Annotated in this window: 16 protein-coding genes; 14 read left to right on the top strand and 2 right to left on the bottom strand. The window is 71.8% G+C overall.

All coding sequences use genetic code 11. The features are described 5' to 3' along the window. The first annotated feature begins 30 nt into the window (after window positions 1-30). The 9 genes from arc to ACGFI2_RS29250 all read left to right on the top strand — a co-directional run bounded on the left by arc (window position 31) and on the right by ACGFI2_RS29250 (window position 8,365). Window positions 31-1,812, top strand: a complete 1,782-nt coding sequence (gene arc, locus ACGFI2_RS29290) for a proteasome ATPase (RefSeq protein WP_393523057.1) — start codon at window positions 31-33, stop codon at window positions 1,810-1,812. Window positions 1,813-1,906: 94 nt separating this feature from the next. Next, complete coding sequence (locus tag ACGFI2_RS29285) at window positions 1,907-2,686, top strand: hypothetical protein (protein WP_393523055.1); 780 nt, start codon at window positions 1,907-1,909, stop codon at window positions 2,684-2,686. Window positions 2,687-2,844: 158 nt separating this feature from the next. Then, on the top strand, window positions 2,845-4,362 hold the full coding sequence (dop, locus tag ACGFI2_RS29280; protein WP_393523052.1) for a depupylase/deamidase Dop: 1,518 nt from the start codon (window positions 2,845-2,847) through the stop codon (window positions 4,360-4,362). A gap of 107 nt (window positions 4,363-4,469) precedes the next feature. Beyond that, window positions 4,470-4,676: a ubiquitin-like protein Pup gene (locus tag ACGFI2_RS29275; protein WP_393523049.1), complete on the top strand. Its 207-nt coding sequence runs from the start codon at window positions 4,470-4,472 to the stop codon at window positions 4,674-4,676. An 83-nt stretch (window positions 4,677-4,759) separates the two neighbouring features. Further along, window positions 4,760-4,942 (top strand): endonuclease domain-containing protein, encoded by a 183-nt coding sequence (locus ACGFI2_RS29270; RefSeq protein WP_393523046.1) that lies wholly within the window; start codon window positions 4,760-4,762, stop codon window positions 4,940-4,942. Continuing rightward, window positions 4,861-5,700, top strand: coding sequence for a proteasome subunit beta (prcB, locus tag ACGFI2_RS29265; protein ID WP_393523044.1), 840 nt, complete (start codon window positions 4,861-4,863; stop codon window positions 5,698-5,700). The genes ACGFI2_RS29270 and prcB overlap by 82 nt, the downstream gene beginning before the upstream one ends. Window positions 5,701-5,763: 63 nt before the next feature. After that, complete coding sequence (gene prcA, locus ACGFI2_RS29260) at window positions 5,764-6,597, top strand: proteasome subunit alpha (RefSeq protein WP_393523042.1); 834 nt, start codon at window positions 5,764-5,766, stop codon at window positions 6,595-6,597. Window positions 6,598-6,721: 124 nt separating this feature from the next. Then, a complete protein-coding gene (pafA, locus tag ACGFI2_RS29255; protein ID WP_393523040.1) occupies window positions 6,722-8,080 on the top strand; it encodes a Pup--protein ligase in 1,359 nt (452 codons plus the stop codon). Window positions 8,081-8,140: 60 nt separating this feature from the next. Further along, window positions 8,141-8,365 (top strand): hypothetical protein, encoded by a 225-nt coding sequence (locus ACGFI2_RS29250; RefSeq protein ID WP_393523037.1) that lies wholly within the window; start codon window positions 8,141-8,143, stop codon window positions 8,363-8,365. Between the two features lie 21 nt (window positions 8,366-8,386). Here ACGFI2_RS29250 and ACGFI2_RS29245 read toward each other — a convergent pair whose 3' ends face one another. Then, a complete protein-coding gene (locus ACGFI2_RS29245) occupies window positions 8,387-9,472 on the bottom strand; it encodes a DUF3866 family protein (protein ID WP_393523035.1) in 1,086 nt (361 codons plus the stop codon). 43 nt (window positions 9,473-9,515) lie between these two features. Then, the gene (locus ACGFI2_RS29240) at window positions 9,516-10,505 is read right to left on the bottom strand and encodes a cation diffusion facilitator family transporter (protein WP_393523033.1); all 990 of its coding nucleotides are present in this window, start codon (window positions 10,503-10,505) and stop codon (window positions 9,516-9,518) included. A gap of 105 nt (window positions 10,506-10,610) precedes the next feature. On the opposite strand from ACGFI2_RS29240, the gene ACGFI2_RS29235 reads away from it, so the two are divergent. From ACGFI2_RS29235 to tatC, 5 genes are all read left to right on the top strand, one after another. Beyond that, window positions 10,611-11,609, top strand: coding sequence for a helix-turn-helix transcriptional regulator (locus ACGFI2_RS29235; protein WP_393523030.1), 999 nt, complete (start codon window positions 10,611-10,613; stop codon window positions 11,607-11,609). Then, the gene (locus tag ACGFI2_RS29230; RefSeq protein WP_393523027.1) at window positions 11,606-12,613 is read left to right on the top strand and encodes a helix-turn-helix transcriptional regulator; all 1,008 of its coding nucleotides are present in this window, start codon (window positions 11,606-11,608) and stop codon (window positions 12,611-12,613) included. The genes ACGFI2_RS29235 and ACGFI2_RS29230 overlap by 4 nt, the downstream gene beginning before the upstream one ends. A gap of 10 nt (window positions 12,614-12,623) precedes the next feature. Next, window positions 12,624-12,872 carry a hypothetical protein gene (locus tag ACGFI2_RS29225; protein WP_393523024.1) on the top strand — a complete coding sequence of 83 codons (249 nt, stop codon included), beginning with the start codon at window positions 12,624-12,626 and terminating at the stop codon, window positions 12,870-12,872. 185 nt (window positions 12,873-13,057) lie between these two features. After that, window positions 13,058-13,417: a Sec-independent protein translocase subunit TatA gene (tatA, locus tag ACGFI2_RS29220; protein WP_393523021.1), complete on the top strand. Its 360-nt coding sequence runs from the start codon at window positions 13,058-13,060 to the stop codon at window positions 13,415-13,417. A 20-nt stretch (window positions 13,418-13,437) separates the two neighbouring features. Next, window positions 13,438-14,391 (top strand): twin-arginine translocase subunit TatC, encoded by a 954-nt coding sequence (gene tatC / locus ACGFI2_RS29215; protein WP_393523019.1) that lies wholly within the window; start codon window positions 13,438-13,440, stop codon window positions 14,389-14,391. Window positions 14,392-14,469: the final 78 nt, after the last annotated feature.

Raw genomic sequence — 14,469 nt, 5'->3', positions numbered from 1 at the left:
GAACGTTCAAGCCCCCCGGGGAGGTGGGACGTGGCACGCAGCGACGACGCGGACTCGCGCGCCGCACGGTGGGAGAAGGAAGCCCACGATCTCTCCACGCAGGTCGCGTTCCTGCAAGAGGAACTCGCTCTGGTGCGACGCAAGTTGACCGAAAGCCCCCGACACGTCCGGCAGCTCGAAGAGCGGCTGGCGGCCACCCAGGCGCAGTTGGCACGGCTGAACGAGAACAACGAGCGGCTCGTGAGCACCCTCAAGGAGGCTCGCGCGCAGATCGTGACGCTCAAGGAGGAGATCGACCGTCTCGCACAGCCGCCGAGCGGCTACGGCGTCTTCCTGGCGAGGCACGACGACGGCACGGTGGACGTGTTCACCGGCGGGCGCAAGCTCCGCGTCGCCGTCTCGCCCTCGCTGGAGGTCGACGAGCTGAGCCGAGGCCAGGAGGTCCTGCTCAACGACGCGCTCAACATCGTCGACGCGTTCGGTTTCGAGCGGGTCGGCGAGGTGGTGATGCTCAAGGAGATCCTCGCGGGTCCCGACGGCGCTCCGGGTGACCGGGCGCTGGTGGTGTCCCACTCCGACGAGGAGCGGATCGTGCACCTCGCCGAGACCCTGATCGGCAGCGCGATCCGGGCCGGCGACTCGCTCATGATCGAGCCCCGCTCGGCGTACGCGTACGAGCGGATCCCGAAGAGCGAGGTCGAGGAGCTGGTCCTGGAGGAGGTGCCCGACGTCGACTACGGGGACATCGGTGGCCTCCAGTCGCAGATCGAGCAGATCCGCGACGCGGTGGAGCTGCCCTTCCTGCACGCCGACCTGTTCCGCGAGCACCAGCTCCGACCGCCGAAGGGCATCCTGCTCTACGGTCCGCCCGGCTGCGGCAAGACGCTGATCGCCAAGGCGGTCGCCAACTCCCTCGCCAAGAAGATCGCCGAGCGCGAGGGGAAGGAGCGGCACACCAGCTTCTTCCTCAACATCAAGGGTCCCGAGCTGCTCAACAAGTACGTCGGCGAGACCGAGCGGCACATCCGGCTGATCTTCCAGCGAGCCCGGGAGAAGGCCGGCGAGGGCACCCCGGTGATCGTGTTCTTCGACGAGATGGACTCCGTCTTCCGCACCCGCGGCTCCGGCGTCTCCTCGGACGTGGAGAACACCATCGTCCCGCAGCTGCTCAGCGAGATCGACGGCGTGGAGGGCCTGGAGAACGTCATCGTCATCGGCGCCTCCAACCGGGAAGACATGATCGACCCGGCGATCCTGCGCCCGGGCCGACTCGACGTGAAAATCAAGATCGAGCGGCCGGACGCCGAGGCGGCCAAGGACATCTTCTCCAAGTACATCCTCGCCGGCCTGCCCCTGCACGCCGACGACCTGGCGGAACACGGCAGCGATCCGCAGGCCACCGTGGCCGCCATGATCGACGCCGTGGTCCTGCGGATGTACTCGGAAACCGAGGAGAACCGCTTCCTCGAGGTCACCTACGCCAACGGCGACAAGGAAGTCCTCTACTTCAAGGACTTCAACTCCGGCGCGATGATCCAGAACATCGTCGACCGGGGCAAGAAGATGGCCATCAAGGAGTTCCTCACCTCCGGGCGCAAAGGGCTGCGGCTGCAGCACCTGCTCGACGCGTGCGTCGACGAGTTCCGGGAGAACGAGGACCTGCCCAACACCACCAACCCCGACGACTGGGCGCGCATCTCCGGCAAGAAGGGCGAGCGGATCGTCTACATCCGCACGCTCGTCTCCGGCGGCAAGGGCGCCGAGGCCGGCCGGTCCATCGAGACCGCCAGCAACACCGGCCAGTACCTCTGAGATCGGCCCACCGGGGCGGCGCCGCGCAGGCGCCGTCCCGGTCGGTCGTCTCCGGGGCGACGGAAGCGAATCCGGCCCGCTAGGGTCTGCACCCGTGCGTAGATCACTCGCCCGGGCCCTGGCCGTCTGCCTCGCGGCCCTGCTCACCGCCTGCGGAACCACCACCACCAGCGACATCGCCACCGACGGCCCCTCCGCGCCGTCCGCCTCCGCGCCGTCCGCCTCCGCGCCGACCGCCGCCGAGGCGCCCGCCGCGATTCGGCAGGGCTTCCAGCGGAGCCTGGAGAAGACGGTCAGGATGGACGTCACCATCAAGGCGGGCAACCAGACCGTCACCATGCGGTCGGCCCTCGAACCCGCCACCGGCGGGATGACGCTGGACATGACCACGCCCGAGCCGGTCAGCATGGTCGTCACCGCCGACGCCGTCTACGTCCAGCAGGACGAGAAGGACGGCAAGCCCTGGTTGAAGCTGGACCGGGCCCGGCTCCGTCCGGAGGGGCAACTGGCCCAGGGCCTCGACATCCGGGCGCAGGCCGGCATCCTCGGCGGTGTCGTCTCCGCCCAGTCGGCCGGCAACGGCCGCTACACCGGCGTGGCCGACCCCGACAAGGCCGTCGCGGCCGCGTCCAGCGAGAGCGAGCGGGCGACCCTGCGGAACGCGTTCAAGGTGCTCAAGACGAAGGCGGTGCCGTTCACGGCCACGCTGGACGACGCGGGCCGGCTCACCCTGCTCACCTACACGTTCGACACGGCCGCCGGGGCGGTCGACAACGAGATGAAGATGCACAGCTTCGGCGAGCCGGTCACCATCACCGCTCCGAAGGCGTCGCAGACCGAGGCGGCGGCGGCCGAGATGTACCGCTTCTTCTGACCCGCCGCGCCCGGATGGTCGGTGCGAAAGCCCTGCTCCGACCATCCGGCGTGCCGCCGGATCACCTCCGCCCCGGGCCCGGCACGCCACCTACCGTCCACACGCCGACTACGCTCGACGTGACGGGGACCCCGACGGCGAGCGGAGCGGGTAGGTCGATGAGCGTCAGACGGATCATGGGCACCGAGGTCGAGTACGGCATCTCCGTGCCCGGCCAGGCCGGAGCCAACCCGATGGTCACCTCCTCACAGGTGGTCAACGCCTACGGAGCACGACCGGAACTCAACCGGGGCGGACGGGCACGCTGGGACTACGAGGAGGAGTCGCCGCTGCGCGACGCCCGCGGGTTCACCTACTCCGGGGCGGCGTACGACCCGGCCGAGGCGCTCGCCGACGAGGATCTCGGGCTGGCCAACGTGATACTCACCAACGGCGCCCGGCTCTACGTCGACCACGCCCACCCCGAATACTCCACCCCCGAGGTGACCACCCCGCTCGACGTGGTGCGCTGGGACAAGGCGGGGGAGCGGGTGATGGCCGAGGCGGCCCGGCGGGCCGCCACCATCCCGGGCACCCAGCCGATCCACCTCTACAAGAACAACACCGACAACAAGGGCGCCAGTTACGGCTCCCACGAGAACTACCTGATGCGCCGGCAGACGCCGTTCGCCGACATCGTGGCGTACCTGACGCCGTTCTTCGTCACCCGGCAGATCGTCTGCGGCGCGGGCCGCGTCGGCATCGGCCAGGACGGCGGCCAGAGCGGGTTCCAGATCTCCCAGCGGGCCGACTTCTTCGAGGTCGAGGTCGGGCTGGAGACCACCTTGAAGCGGCCCATCATCAACACCCGCGACGAGCCGCACGCGGACGCCGACAAGTACCGTCGCCTGCACGTCATCATCGGCGACGCCAACCTCTCCGAGATCTCCACCTTCCTCAAGGTCGGCACCACCTCGCTGATCCTCGCCATGATCGAGGAGAAGGCGCTCGGCGCGGACCTGGGCATCGCCGATCCGGTCGGCGAGCTGCGCGCGGTCAGCCACGACCCGTCGCTGAAGCACCTCATGCGGATGCGCGACGGACGCCGGCTCACCGCCCTGGACGTGCAGTGGGCCTACCTCGACCGGGTCCGTTCCTTCGTGGACGACCGCTACGGCCAGGACGTGGACGCGCAGACCGCCGAGGTCCTCGACCGCTGGGAGAGCGTGCTCGACCGGCTCGGCCGCGACGCCTTCGAGTGCGCCGACGAGCTGGACTGGGTGGCCAAGCTGCGGCTGCTCGAGGGCTACCGGGAGCGGGAGAAGCTCGGCTGGGGCTCGCACAAGCTGCAGCTGGTCGACCTGCAGTATTCCGACGTGCGGCCGGAGAAGGGCCTCTACCACCGGCTGGTCCAGCGTGGCTCGATGAAGACGCTGCTCACCGACGAGCAGACCCGCACCGCGATGACCGAGCCGCCGGAGGACACCCGGGCCTACTTCCGCGGCCGCTGTCTGGCCCAGTACGCCTCGGAGGTGGTCGCCGCGAGCTGGGACTCGGTCATCTTCGACGTGGGCCGGGAGTCGCTGGTCCGGGTGCCGATGATGGAGCCCGAGCGGGGCACCCGGGCGCACGTCGGCCAGCTCTTCGACCGGTGCGAGAGCGCCAAGGACCTGCTGGAGATGCTCACCGGCGGCTGACCAGGATGCCGGAAGGCCCGTCGAGTGCCGGAACCCGGCGCGCGGCGGGCCTTTCGTCGCCCACGCGAGGTAAGTTGATCGCAGGCGATCGTGGAGGAGGCACCACCATGGCGGCACAAGAGGGTGGGCAGACCCAGTCCGGCAAGTCCCACGAGGAGGTCGAGGAGGTCACCGCTCAGGCCAACCCCGAGGTTGCCGAGCGGCACGCCGAGATGACCGAGGACGTCGACGACCTGCTCGACGAGATCGACTCCGTCCTGGAGGAGAACGCCGAGGAGTTCGTGAGGGGATATGTGCAGAAAGGCGGAGAATGAGACACATGTCCGTTTCGCTGGAGGTCGGTAGCGACCGGTCCACCTGACGCCGCGGTTCGGCCCGCGATGATCGCACCGGATGGGTGCGCGGGATACTCTGCTTCAACTGCAACGGCGGTCTCGGCCAGTTCCGGGACGACCCCAACAACCTGGCCGGGGCGATCACATACCTGAGAGGAACCACGTGGCAGCGGGTTTTGATCCATCCGGGCGTCTTCCAGATGTGTTCACCAACGCGGGGACGTCCTCCTTCACCACATTCCTGAGCAAGGCCGCCCCCGAGATGCTGCCCGGCCGTCGGCCGCTGCCGCCCGGCATGGCCGCCGACATGGCGCCGCACGCGACCACGATCGTGGCCATCTCGGCCGCCGGTGGTGTGGTCATGGCCGGCGACCGCCGGGCCACCATGGGCAACCTGATCGCCCAGCGCGACATCGAGAAGGTCCACCCGGCCGACGCCTACTCGCTGGTCGGCATCGCCGGCACCGCGGGCATCGGCATCGAGCTGATGCGACTGTTCCAGGTGGAGCTGGAGCACTACGAGAAGATCGAGGGCGCGATGCTCTCGCTCGACGGCAAGGCCAACCGGCTGGCCTCGATGATCCGCGGCAACCTCGGCGCCGCCATGCAGGGCCTGGCCGTGGTCCCGCTGTTCGCCGGCTTCGACCTGGCCGCGAGCGACCCGGTGCGGGCCGGCCGGATCTTCAGCTTCGACGTGACCGGCGGCCCCTACGAGGAGACCGGCTACGACGCGATCGGCTCCGGTTCGCTGTTCGCCAAGTCCGCGCTGAAGAAGCGCTTCCGGGCGGGCCTGTCGGTCGACGACGCGACGCGGCTGGCCGTCGAGGCGCTCTACGACGCGGCGGACGACGACACCGCCACCGGCGGCCCCGACCTGACCCGGCGGATCTACCCGGTGGTGATGACCGCGACGGCCGACGGCACCCACCGCCTCACCGACGCCGAGACGGCGACGATCGCGGAGGGCGTGGTGTCCGGCCGGATGGAGAACCCCGGCGGCTGACCCCGCTCCGACGCCCACCGAGTCAGCAGTCCCGCACCACAGGCACGAAGGAGAACCGCCGCCGTGGCCATGCAGTTCTACGCCTCGCCCGAGCAGATCATGCGCGACCGCTCCGAGCTGGCCCGCAAGGGCATCGCCCGGGGCCGCAGCGCGGTGGTCCTGAGCTATGCCGGCGGCGTGCTCTTCGTCGCCGAGAACCTGTCCAGCACGCTGCACAAGGTCAGCGAGATCTACGACCGGATCGGCTTCGCCGCGGTCGGTCGCTACAACGAGTTCGAGAATCTGCGCCGCGCGGGCGTGCGGATGGCCGACCTCAACGGCCTCAGCTACGACCGGCGGGACGTCAACGGCCTGGCGCTGGCGAACGCGTACGCGCAGACGCTGGGCGCCATCTTCACCGAGCAGTCGAAGCCGTTCGAGGTGGAGATCTGCGTGGCCGAGGTGGGCGCCACGCCGGAGGACGACTCGCTCTACCGGGTGACCTACGACGGCTCGGTCAACGACGAGCCGGGCCGGATGGCGATGGGTGGCCAGGCCGAGGCGATCACCGGGGTGCTGAAGAACGAGCACCGCCCGGAGATGTCGCTGTCCGAGGCGGTCCGCGCCGCGATGAAGGCGCTGAGCAGCGTCGGCGGTGAGGGCGGAGCGGCCCGTACGATCGCCGCCAACCAGCTTGAGGTGGCGGTCCTGGACCGGGGCCGGGTGGGCCGGACGTTCCGGCGGATCACCGGGGCGCCGCTGTCCGCGCTGCTGGACGGTGACTCGGAGGGGGACGTCGCGCCGGCGCCGGGGCGGGCGAAGACCCCCACGGTGCCGACCGAGGAGGCGAAGAAGCCGACCACCTCGGCCGGATCCGCCGACCTGGAGGGCAACCGGGAGGACAAGCCCGGCGAGTGAGACCCGTTGCCGGACCCCGCCCCTTCCCGAAGTGGCGGGGTCCGACACTGTCCGGGCGGCTCCACCGCGCGATGCTGACGCCGCGCGCTGCCCATCGGGGCCTCCGGGCGGCTAATGTCTCATCATGGAACGGCGAATCTTCGGCATCGAGACCGAGTACGGCGTCACCTGCACCTATCGCGGGCAGCGCCGGCTGTCCCCCGACGAGGTCGCGCGGTACCTGTTCCGGCGGGTGGTGTCGTGGGGCCGGTCGAGCAACGTGTTCCTGCGCAACGGGGCCCGCCTCTATCTGGACGTCGGCTCGCATCCGGAGTACGCGACACCGGAGTGCGACTCGGTGACCGACCTGGTGGCTCACGACCGGGCCGGTGAGCGGATCCTGGAGGGGCTGCTCGTCGACGCGGAGAAGCGGCTGCACGACGAGGGCATCGCGGGCGAGATCTATCTGTTCAAGAACAACACCGACTCGGCCGGCAACTCGTACGGCTGCCACGAGAACTACCTGGTGTCCCGGCACGGTGAGTTCGGCCGGCTGGCCGACGTGCTGATCCCGTTCCTGGTCACCCGGCAGTTGATCTGTGGCGCGGGCAAGGTGTTGCAGACGCCGCGCGGCGCGGTCTACTGCCTGTCGCAGCGGGCGGAGCACATCTGGGAGGGCGTCTCCTCGGCGACCACCCGCAGCCGGCCGATCATCAACACCCGCGACGAGCCGCACGCGGACGCGGAGCGCTACCGCCGGCTGCACGTGATCGTCGGCGACTCGAACATGAACGAGGTCACCACGCTGCTGAAGGTCGGCACGGCCGACATCGTGCTGCGGATGATCGAGGCCGGCGTGGTGATGCGGGACCTGACGTTGGAGAACCCGATCCGGGCGATCCGCGAGGTCTCGCACGACATCACCGGCCGGCGCAAGGTGCGCCTGGCCTCCGGCAAGGAGGTCTCGGCGCTGGAGATCCAGCAGGAATACCTGGCCAAGGCGACGGAGTTCGTGGAGCGCCGGGGCGGTGACCAGACCGCCAAGCGGGTGGTGGACCTGTGGGCGCGGGTGCTGCGCGCGGTGGAGACCGGCGACCTGGACCCGGTGGCGCGGGAGATCGACTGGGTCAGCAAGCTGAAGCTGATCGAGCGTTACCAGCGCAAGCACGACCTGCCGTTGTCGCACCCGCGGGTGGCGCAGATGGATCTGGCCTATCACGACGTGCGGCGCGGCCGGGGCCTGTACGGGCTGCTGGAGCGCCGGGGTGAGGTGGACCGGGTGGCGACCGACCCGGAGATCTTCGAGGCGAAGGAGACGCCGCCGCAGACCACCCGGGCGCGGCTGCGCGGCGAGTTCATCCGGCACGCGCAGGAGAAGCGGCGCGACTTCACCGTCGACTGGGTGCACCTGAAGTTGAACGACCAGGCGCAGCGCACCGTGCTCTGCAAGGACCCGTTCCGGGCCTACGACGAGCGGGTGGAGCGGCTGATCGCGAGCATGTGACGCCGGTGGGCGGCCGGTGCCCGGCGCCGGCCGCCCGGGCACCGGTACGCTGGCGTCGCCATGGACACTTCCGAACCGCAGGGCCGCGAGCGCGGCCAGACCTCCGGCCGCGAGCGGGACGGCGGCACCGAGAAGCTCAACTGGATCGACCGGCGGCGGGAGAAGATCCGCGCCGAGCTCGACCGCAACCGCCGCGGTGACCACAAGGTGCCCACCTGGGCGCTGGCGGTCGCGCTGGTGCTGATCGTGGTCGCCTGGGTCGGGCTGATCCTCTACTTCGGCTGAGGCCGGGCCGGCGGGGGCGGCTCAGCCGAGCAGGCCGGCGGCGTACCGGCCGGCGGCGGCCGCGGCCAGGAAGTAGGCGTGGTCGGCGTCGAGGCCGCGACCCATCGTCGACAGGCCGACCGGGCTGGCCCGCAGCGCCGCGTCGAGGCCGTCGGTGGGCACCGTGACGATCCGGTGCCGGCCGGTCAGGGGCGCCAGCGCCGCCGCCACGGCCGCCGCCAGCGGCGCCTCGAGGCGGTCCGGCACGACCAGGTCCGCGGGGGCCAGCGCGACCCGGCCGTACGCGGTGAGGCTGTGGTGGGAGACGCCACGGTGCCGGGGCCGGGGGTCGGCGTCGGACACGCGCAGCGAGCCGACCGGGCGCCCGCCGAGCGTGGCGACGGCGTTGACGGCCTCGCCGACGGCCACCCCGGAGAAGCCCCAGCGGGTGCCGGTGCCGAGGTTGCCCGGCCCTTGGGCGACGATCGCCAGGTCCGCGTCGAGCACGTGTCGGGCGGCGAGCAGGCCGCTGTGCAGGGTGGTGGCCTCCAGGTCGCCGCCGAACGCCTGCCCCACGGTGACCGTGCCGGCGAGGTGGCCGGCGAGCCCGGCCAGGGTCCGGGAGAACCAGGCCGGCAGCGCCCCGCCGTCGGTGAGCAGGTAGGCCACCCGGGCGCGCGGGGCGTCGGCGTGCACGCCGGCCAGGATCGCCGGCAGGGCGGAGTGCAGGTCGGCGGTGACCACCGGCATCCCGTCGACGGACTCGGCCGCGGCCAGCCGCGCGTGGTGCGGGGAGGCCTCCTCGTCCACGCCGAGCAGGATCGGCTGCAGCGGGGTGTAGCGGGCCTTGACCAGGTGCCCGGCGTCGCGGTTGTCCCTGGCCTGCGGCGGGTCGGCGGGGAGCCGGTCGGGCAGCGCGACGACCAGCGCGTAGCCGCCGGTGCCGAGGCCCATCAGCAGGGCGCCGGCGTTGAGCAGCACACGGTCGCCGGGCTCGGGTTCGCCGACCAGCGCCGGGTAGGCCAGGGCGCGCATCCGGGCGCCGTCGGGCAGTTCGACGTCGAGTTCGACGGCGCCGGCCCACCGCCGTCGTACCGTCGTGACCGTGCCGGACCGCCATCGCACCATGCGGGCACGCTATCGGCCGGCGTCCGGCCGGCCGGCGGCCGGGTCAGGCCCCTTGGTCGACCGGCCGGCCCGGCTCGTCCTGGGTGGTCCGGGCCCGGCTGCCGGCGCCGCGGGACCGGGTCGGGTCGAGGAAGACGTACGCGATCTCCGGGAAGTGTCCGGTGAGCCGCCGTTCGGCCTCGTCGGCGGCGGCCTCGATCTCGGCGCCGGTGGCGTCGTCGCGGAAGTCGACCTTGGCGGCGACCAGGATGTCGTCCGGGCCGAGGAGCATGGTCATCAGCGTGTCGACCCGGTCGACGGTGGGCAGTTGCGCCAGCTCCTGCTCGATCCGGCGGTGCATCCGCTCCGGCACGGCGCGGCCGACCAGCAGCGAGATGTTGCTGCGGGCCAGGACGGCGGCGACCACCAGCAGCAGCACGCCGATGAGGATGGAGGCGATCCCGTCGTAGAGCTCGTCGCCGGTGAGGTGCGACAGGGTGAGCCCGGCGGCGGCGATCAGCAGGCCGATCAGCGCGGCGCTGTCCTCCAGGAAGACCGCCTTGACCGTGGTGTCGGCGGTCAGCCGCAGGTAGCGGCGGGGCGTGGTGCGCCAGCGCCGCGACTCGCCGCGCACCTGGCGCACGGCCCGGGCCAGCGACACCGACTCGATGGCGAACGAGATCGCCAGCACGACGTACGCGACCAGGTAGTTGCCGGTGTGCTCGTGCACCAGGATGGTGGTGACGCCGTGGGTGATGGCGAAGCCGGCGCCGGCCACGAACGTGAACAGCGCGGCGAGGAACGCCCAGACGTAGCTCTCCTTGCCGTACCCGAAGGGGTGCCGGGGGTCGGCGGGCCGCGCGCCGCGGCGCAGCGCCAGATAGAGCAGCAGCTCGGTGGTGGTGTCGGCGACCGAGTGGGCGGCCTCGGAGAGCATCGCCGCGGAGCCGGAGAGCAGGCCCGCGACGAGTTTGGCGATCGCGATGGCGAGGTTCGCCGCGCCGGCCACCACCACGGTGCCGACGCTCTCGGTCTTGACCTCCGCTTCCGCCATGCGTTCACCCTATGACCGGCGCCGGTGGGCCGCCCGCCGAGCCGGACCCGCGCCGCGCCCGCGCGGGTGCCCGCGTCGGACGCGCGGGCTGCTAGCGTTCGGTACGTGTCCCGGACCCGTACCGAACGCCTGGTCAACCTGGTGATCTGCCTGCTGTCCACGCGGCGTTTCCTGACCGCCGCCCAGATCGCCGCGACCGTGCCCGGCTACGAGCACGACCCGGAGGACGCCAAGGACCACGAGGCGTTCCAGCGCAAGTTCGAGCGTGACAAGGCCGAGCTGCGGGAGCTGGGCGTGCCGTTGGAGACCGGGACGGCAAGCGTCTTCGACGCCGAGCCGGGCTACCGGATCGCCCACCGGGAATACGCGTTGCCCGACATCCCGCTCGAACCGGACGAGGCCGCCGCGGTGGGCATCGCGGCGCGGCTGTGGCAGCACGCCGGGCTGGCCGCCGCCGCGTCGTCCGGGCTGGCGAAGCTGCGCGCCGCCGGCATCGACGTGGACCCGCAGGCCACCCTGGGCCTGGAGCCGATGGTCACGGTCGACCCGGCGTTCGCGCCGCTGACCGCCGCCGCGCGGGACCGGCGGGAGGTCAGCTTCGACTACCGGGTGCCGGACCGGGACGCGCCGACGCGCCGCCGGCTGCAGCCGTGGGGCGTGGTCTGCTGGCGTGGTCGGTGGTATGTGGTCGGCCACGACCTGGACCGGGCGGCGACCCGCTGCTTCCGGCTCTCCCGGGTGGTGGGCGCGGTCCGGGCGACCGGCGAGCCGGGGGCCTACCAGCCGCCCGCCGGGGTGGACCTGATCAGCCACGTGGCCCGCTGGTCGGGGCCGGTGGAGCGGACCGGCCGGGCGACCGTGCTGGTCGTGCCGGGGCGCGCCGCCGGGCTGCGCCGCTGGGCGGTGGAGAGCAGCGCCGGCCCGGACGGCGACCGGCTGGTGCTGCCGTACGCCGACGCCGACTTCCTGGCCGGCCAGATCGTCGGCTACGGCCCGGACGTGCGGGTGCTGGAGCCGCCGGAGGTGCGGGAGGCGGTCATCCAGCGGTTGAAGGAGGTCGCCGCCCGGCACGACGAGCTGACGGTCACCGGGGGCGCACGGTGACCCGGCCGGCGGCCCGTGCCGGCCGCGCCTCGGCCGACCGGCTGGCCCGGCTGCTCAATCTGGTGCCCTACCTGCTGGCCCGTCCCGGCATCGAGATCGCCGAGGCGGCGCACGACCTCGGGGTGACCGAGAAGCAGCTCCGGGAGGATCTGGAGCTGCTCTGGGTGTGCGGGCTGCCCGGCTACGGCCCGGGTGACCTGATCGACATGGCGTTCGACGGCGACCGGGTGACCATCACCTACGACGCCGGCATCGACCGGCCGCTGCGACTGACCCCGGACGAGGCGCTGGCCCTGGTGGTGGCGCTGCGGATGCTCGCCGAGACGCCCGGGGTGGCCAACCGGGAGGCGGTCGAGCGAGCCCTCGCGAAGATCGAGAGCGCGGCCGGCGACCTGGCCGGCGCGCCGGTCGAGGTGCGGCTGCCCGGCGACAACGCCCGGGTGCGTGAGTTGCGCGCCGCGGTCGAGCGGGGTCTGGCGCTGCGGATCACCTACTACACGCCGGCCCGGGACGAGACCACCGAACGCACCATCGACCCGCTGCGGATGCTGATGGTCGGCGGCCGGGCGTACGTGGAGGCGTGGTGCCGTCGCGCCGAGGCGGTCCGGCTGTTCCGTGCCGACCGGATCGACGCGGTCACCGAGCTGCCGGAGCGGGCCGTGGTGCCGCCGCAGGCCCGCCCGCACGACCTGAGCGACGGCGTCTTCCGGCCCTCGGCCGACCTGCCGTTGATCACGCTGCGGATCGGCCGGGGTGAGCGGTGGATCACCGAGTACTACCCGTGCGAGCGGGTCGAGGCCGACGGCGAGCAGTGGCTGGTGTCGCTGCGGGTCACAGACCTGGGCTGGGCCCGCCGGTTCGTGCTGGGGCTGGGCCCGGAGGCCACCGTGGTGGCCCCGGCCGAGCTGGCCGAGCAGGTCCGCGTCCAGGCGGTCGCCGCGCTCGACGCGTACGCGGTCCCCACCGGCACCGCCGATCCGGCGGCGACCGGCGTCACCCGATAGGCTGACCGCCGTGCTGATCTGGATCGTGCTCGGGGTCGTGCTGTTCGCGCTGGTCGTGCTGGCCCTGGCGGTCCGTCCGGTGGTGACGCGGCTGCCCCGGCTGCGCCGGTCGGCGGTGGCGTTGCAGCGCCGGGCGGCCGAGGCGGAGTCGTTGCGCTCGGCCGCCGAGGAGTTGCAGGCGCGGGCCGAGGCGCTCCAGGAGCGGGCGGCCGTCGCGCAGGAGCGGATCACGTTGATCAAGGCCAAGCGCGGGGCGTGATCGACGCCTGCCGTTTCCCACCCGAATGCGCCGGGACGGGTGGTTGACGGGATACTTCGGATTGGCCGAGACTTCACCGACCGGGCCGGCACCAGCAGACCCGGCGGGGGTGGCAAGCCGCTGCGACGCACGTACGATGGGCGGCGACCCACCTCACCACCGACACAGAGCGACTGGAGCTTCCCATGGGTGCCCTCAAGCCGTGGCACATCGCCGTACTCGTGGTCGTGCTGATCCTGCTCTTCGGCGCGAAGCGGCTCCCCGACGCGGCCCGCTCGCTGGGCCGCTCGCTGCGGATCATCAAGGCCGAGACCAAGAGCCTGCAGGACGACGACCGTGACCTGGCCGAGAAGGCCGACGCGCAGGCCGGCTACCAGCCGCTCCCGCCGCAGCAGCAGCACGTCCAGGGCCAGCAGCAGTTCGCCCAGGGCCAGCAGCAGTTCGCGCAGCCTCAGCAGCAGCAGCAGTACGCTCCGCAGCCGCAGCAGCCGCAGCAGCCGCAGCAACCGCCGGTCGACCCGGTGCAGCGCGTCCGCGAGAACTGATCCGAAGGGGCCTCACCACCGTGGCCTTCGGGTTGAAGAAGCGCGGGCCGGGTTCGTTCGCGCGTGCGTCCGACGGCTCGATGACGCTCATCGAGCACATCCGCGAGCTGCGTAACCGCCTGTTCCGGGCCTCACTGGCGATCCTGGTCGGCTTCGGCGTCGGCTTCTGGTTCTCCGCACCGGTGATGCACGTGCTGCAGAAGCCCTACTGCGACCTGGACAAGGCGCGGTTGGTCAACGGCAACTGCAGCTTCGTCCAGCTCGGCCCCGCCGACCTGTTCCTGTTGCAGATGAAGGTCTCCCTCTGGGTGGGCCTGATCGTCGCCGCGCCGATCTGGCTCTACCAGCTCTGGGCGTTCATCGCGCCCGGCCTGCACCGGCACGAGCGGCGCTACGCCTACTTCTTCACCGCCCTGGCGGCGCCGTTGTTCGCCGGCGGGGCGGTGCTGGCCTACTTCGTGACGTCGAAGGGCCTGGAGTTCCTGCTCGACGTCTCCGGCGGCGGGGACGTGACCACCACGCTCGACATCACGCGCTATTTCGGCTTCGTCACGAATTTGATCCTGCTGTTCGGGGTGGCGTTCGAGTTTCCGCTGATCGTGCTGATGCTCAACTTCGTCGGCCTGGCCAGCGCCAAGCGGCTGCTGAGCTGGTGGCGGGTGGCGATCTTCGTGTTCTTCGCGTTCTCCGCGGTGGTCACGCCGACGCCCGACCCGTTCGGCATGACGGCGCTGGCGATCTGCCTCTCCGCGCTCTACTTCGGCGCGGTCGGGCTGGCGTTCCTCAACGACAAGCGGCGCGGGCGTGGGCGCGAGGTCTACGCCGGCATCGCCGACGACGAGGTGTCGCCGCTGGACCTGTCGAACGAGCCGGTGCCGACGGGCGCCCGGGTCGAGGCGTCCGCCCCGGTCGAGGCGCCCGAGCCGATCGCCGCCCCGGCGCCGATCGAACGCCGCTACGACGACATGACCTGACCGTCCCCGCAGCTCCACCCGAACGCCGTCCCCGTCCAAGGGGGGCGGCGTTCGCGCGTGTGGAGGCCGATCGACTTG

This window comes from Micromonospora sp. NPDC049282, assembly GCF_043197045.1.
Lineage (GTDB): Bacteria > Actinomycetota > Actinomycetes > Mycobacteriales > Micromonosporaceae > Micromonospora.
The sequence above is the reverse complement of the archived record's forward strand: the minus strand, read 5'-3'. Positions and strand labels throughout refer to the sequence as shown.

Bases quoted from the DNA above. Each gene is read 5' to 3' on its own strand.
- dop (WP_393523052.1), top strand. From the start codon at position 2,845: ATGAGCGTCAGACGGATCATGGGCACCGAGGTCGAGTACGGCATCTCC.
- ACGFI2_RS29275 (WP_393523049.1), top strand. From the start codon at position 4,470: ATGGCGGCACAAGAGGGTGGGCAGACCCAGTCCGGCAAGTCCCACGAG.
- pafA (WP_393523040.1), top strand. From the start codon at position 6,722: ATGGAACGGCGAATCTTCGGCATCGAGACCGAGTACGGCGTCACCTGC.
- ACGFI2_RS29250 (WP_393523037.1), top strand. From the start codon at position 8,141: ATGGACACTTCCGAACCGCAGGGCCGCGAGCGCGGCCAGACCTCCGGC.
- ACGFI2_RS29245 (WP_393523035.1), bottom strand. From the start codon at position 9,472: ATGGTGCGATGGCGGTCCGGCACGGTCACGACGGTACGACGGCGGTGG.
- ACGFI2_RS29240 (WP_393523033.1), bottom strand. From the start codon at position 10,505: ATGGCGGAAGCGGAGGTCAAGACCGAGAGCGTCGGCACCGTGGTGGTG.
- tatA (WP_393523021.1), top strand. From the start codon at position 13,058: ATGGGTGCCCTCAAGCCGTGGCACATCGCCGTACTCGTGGTCGTGCTG.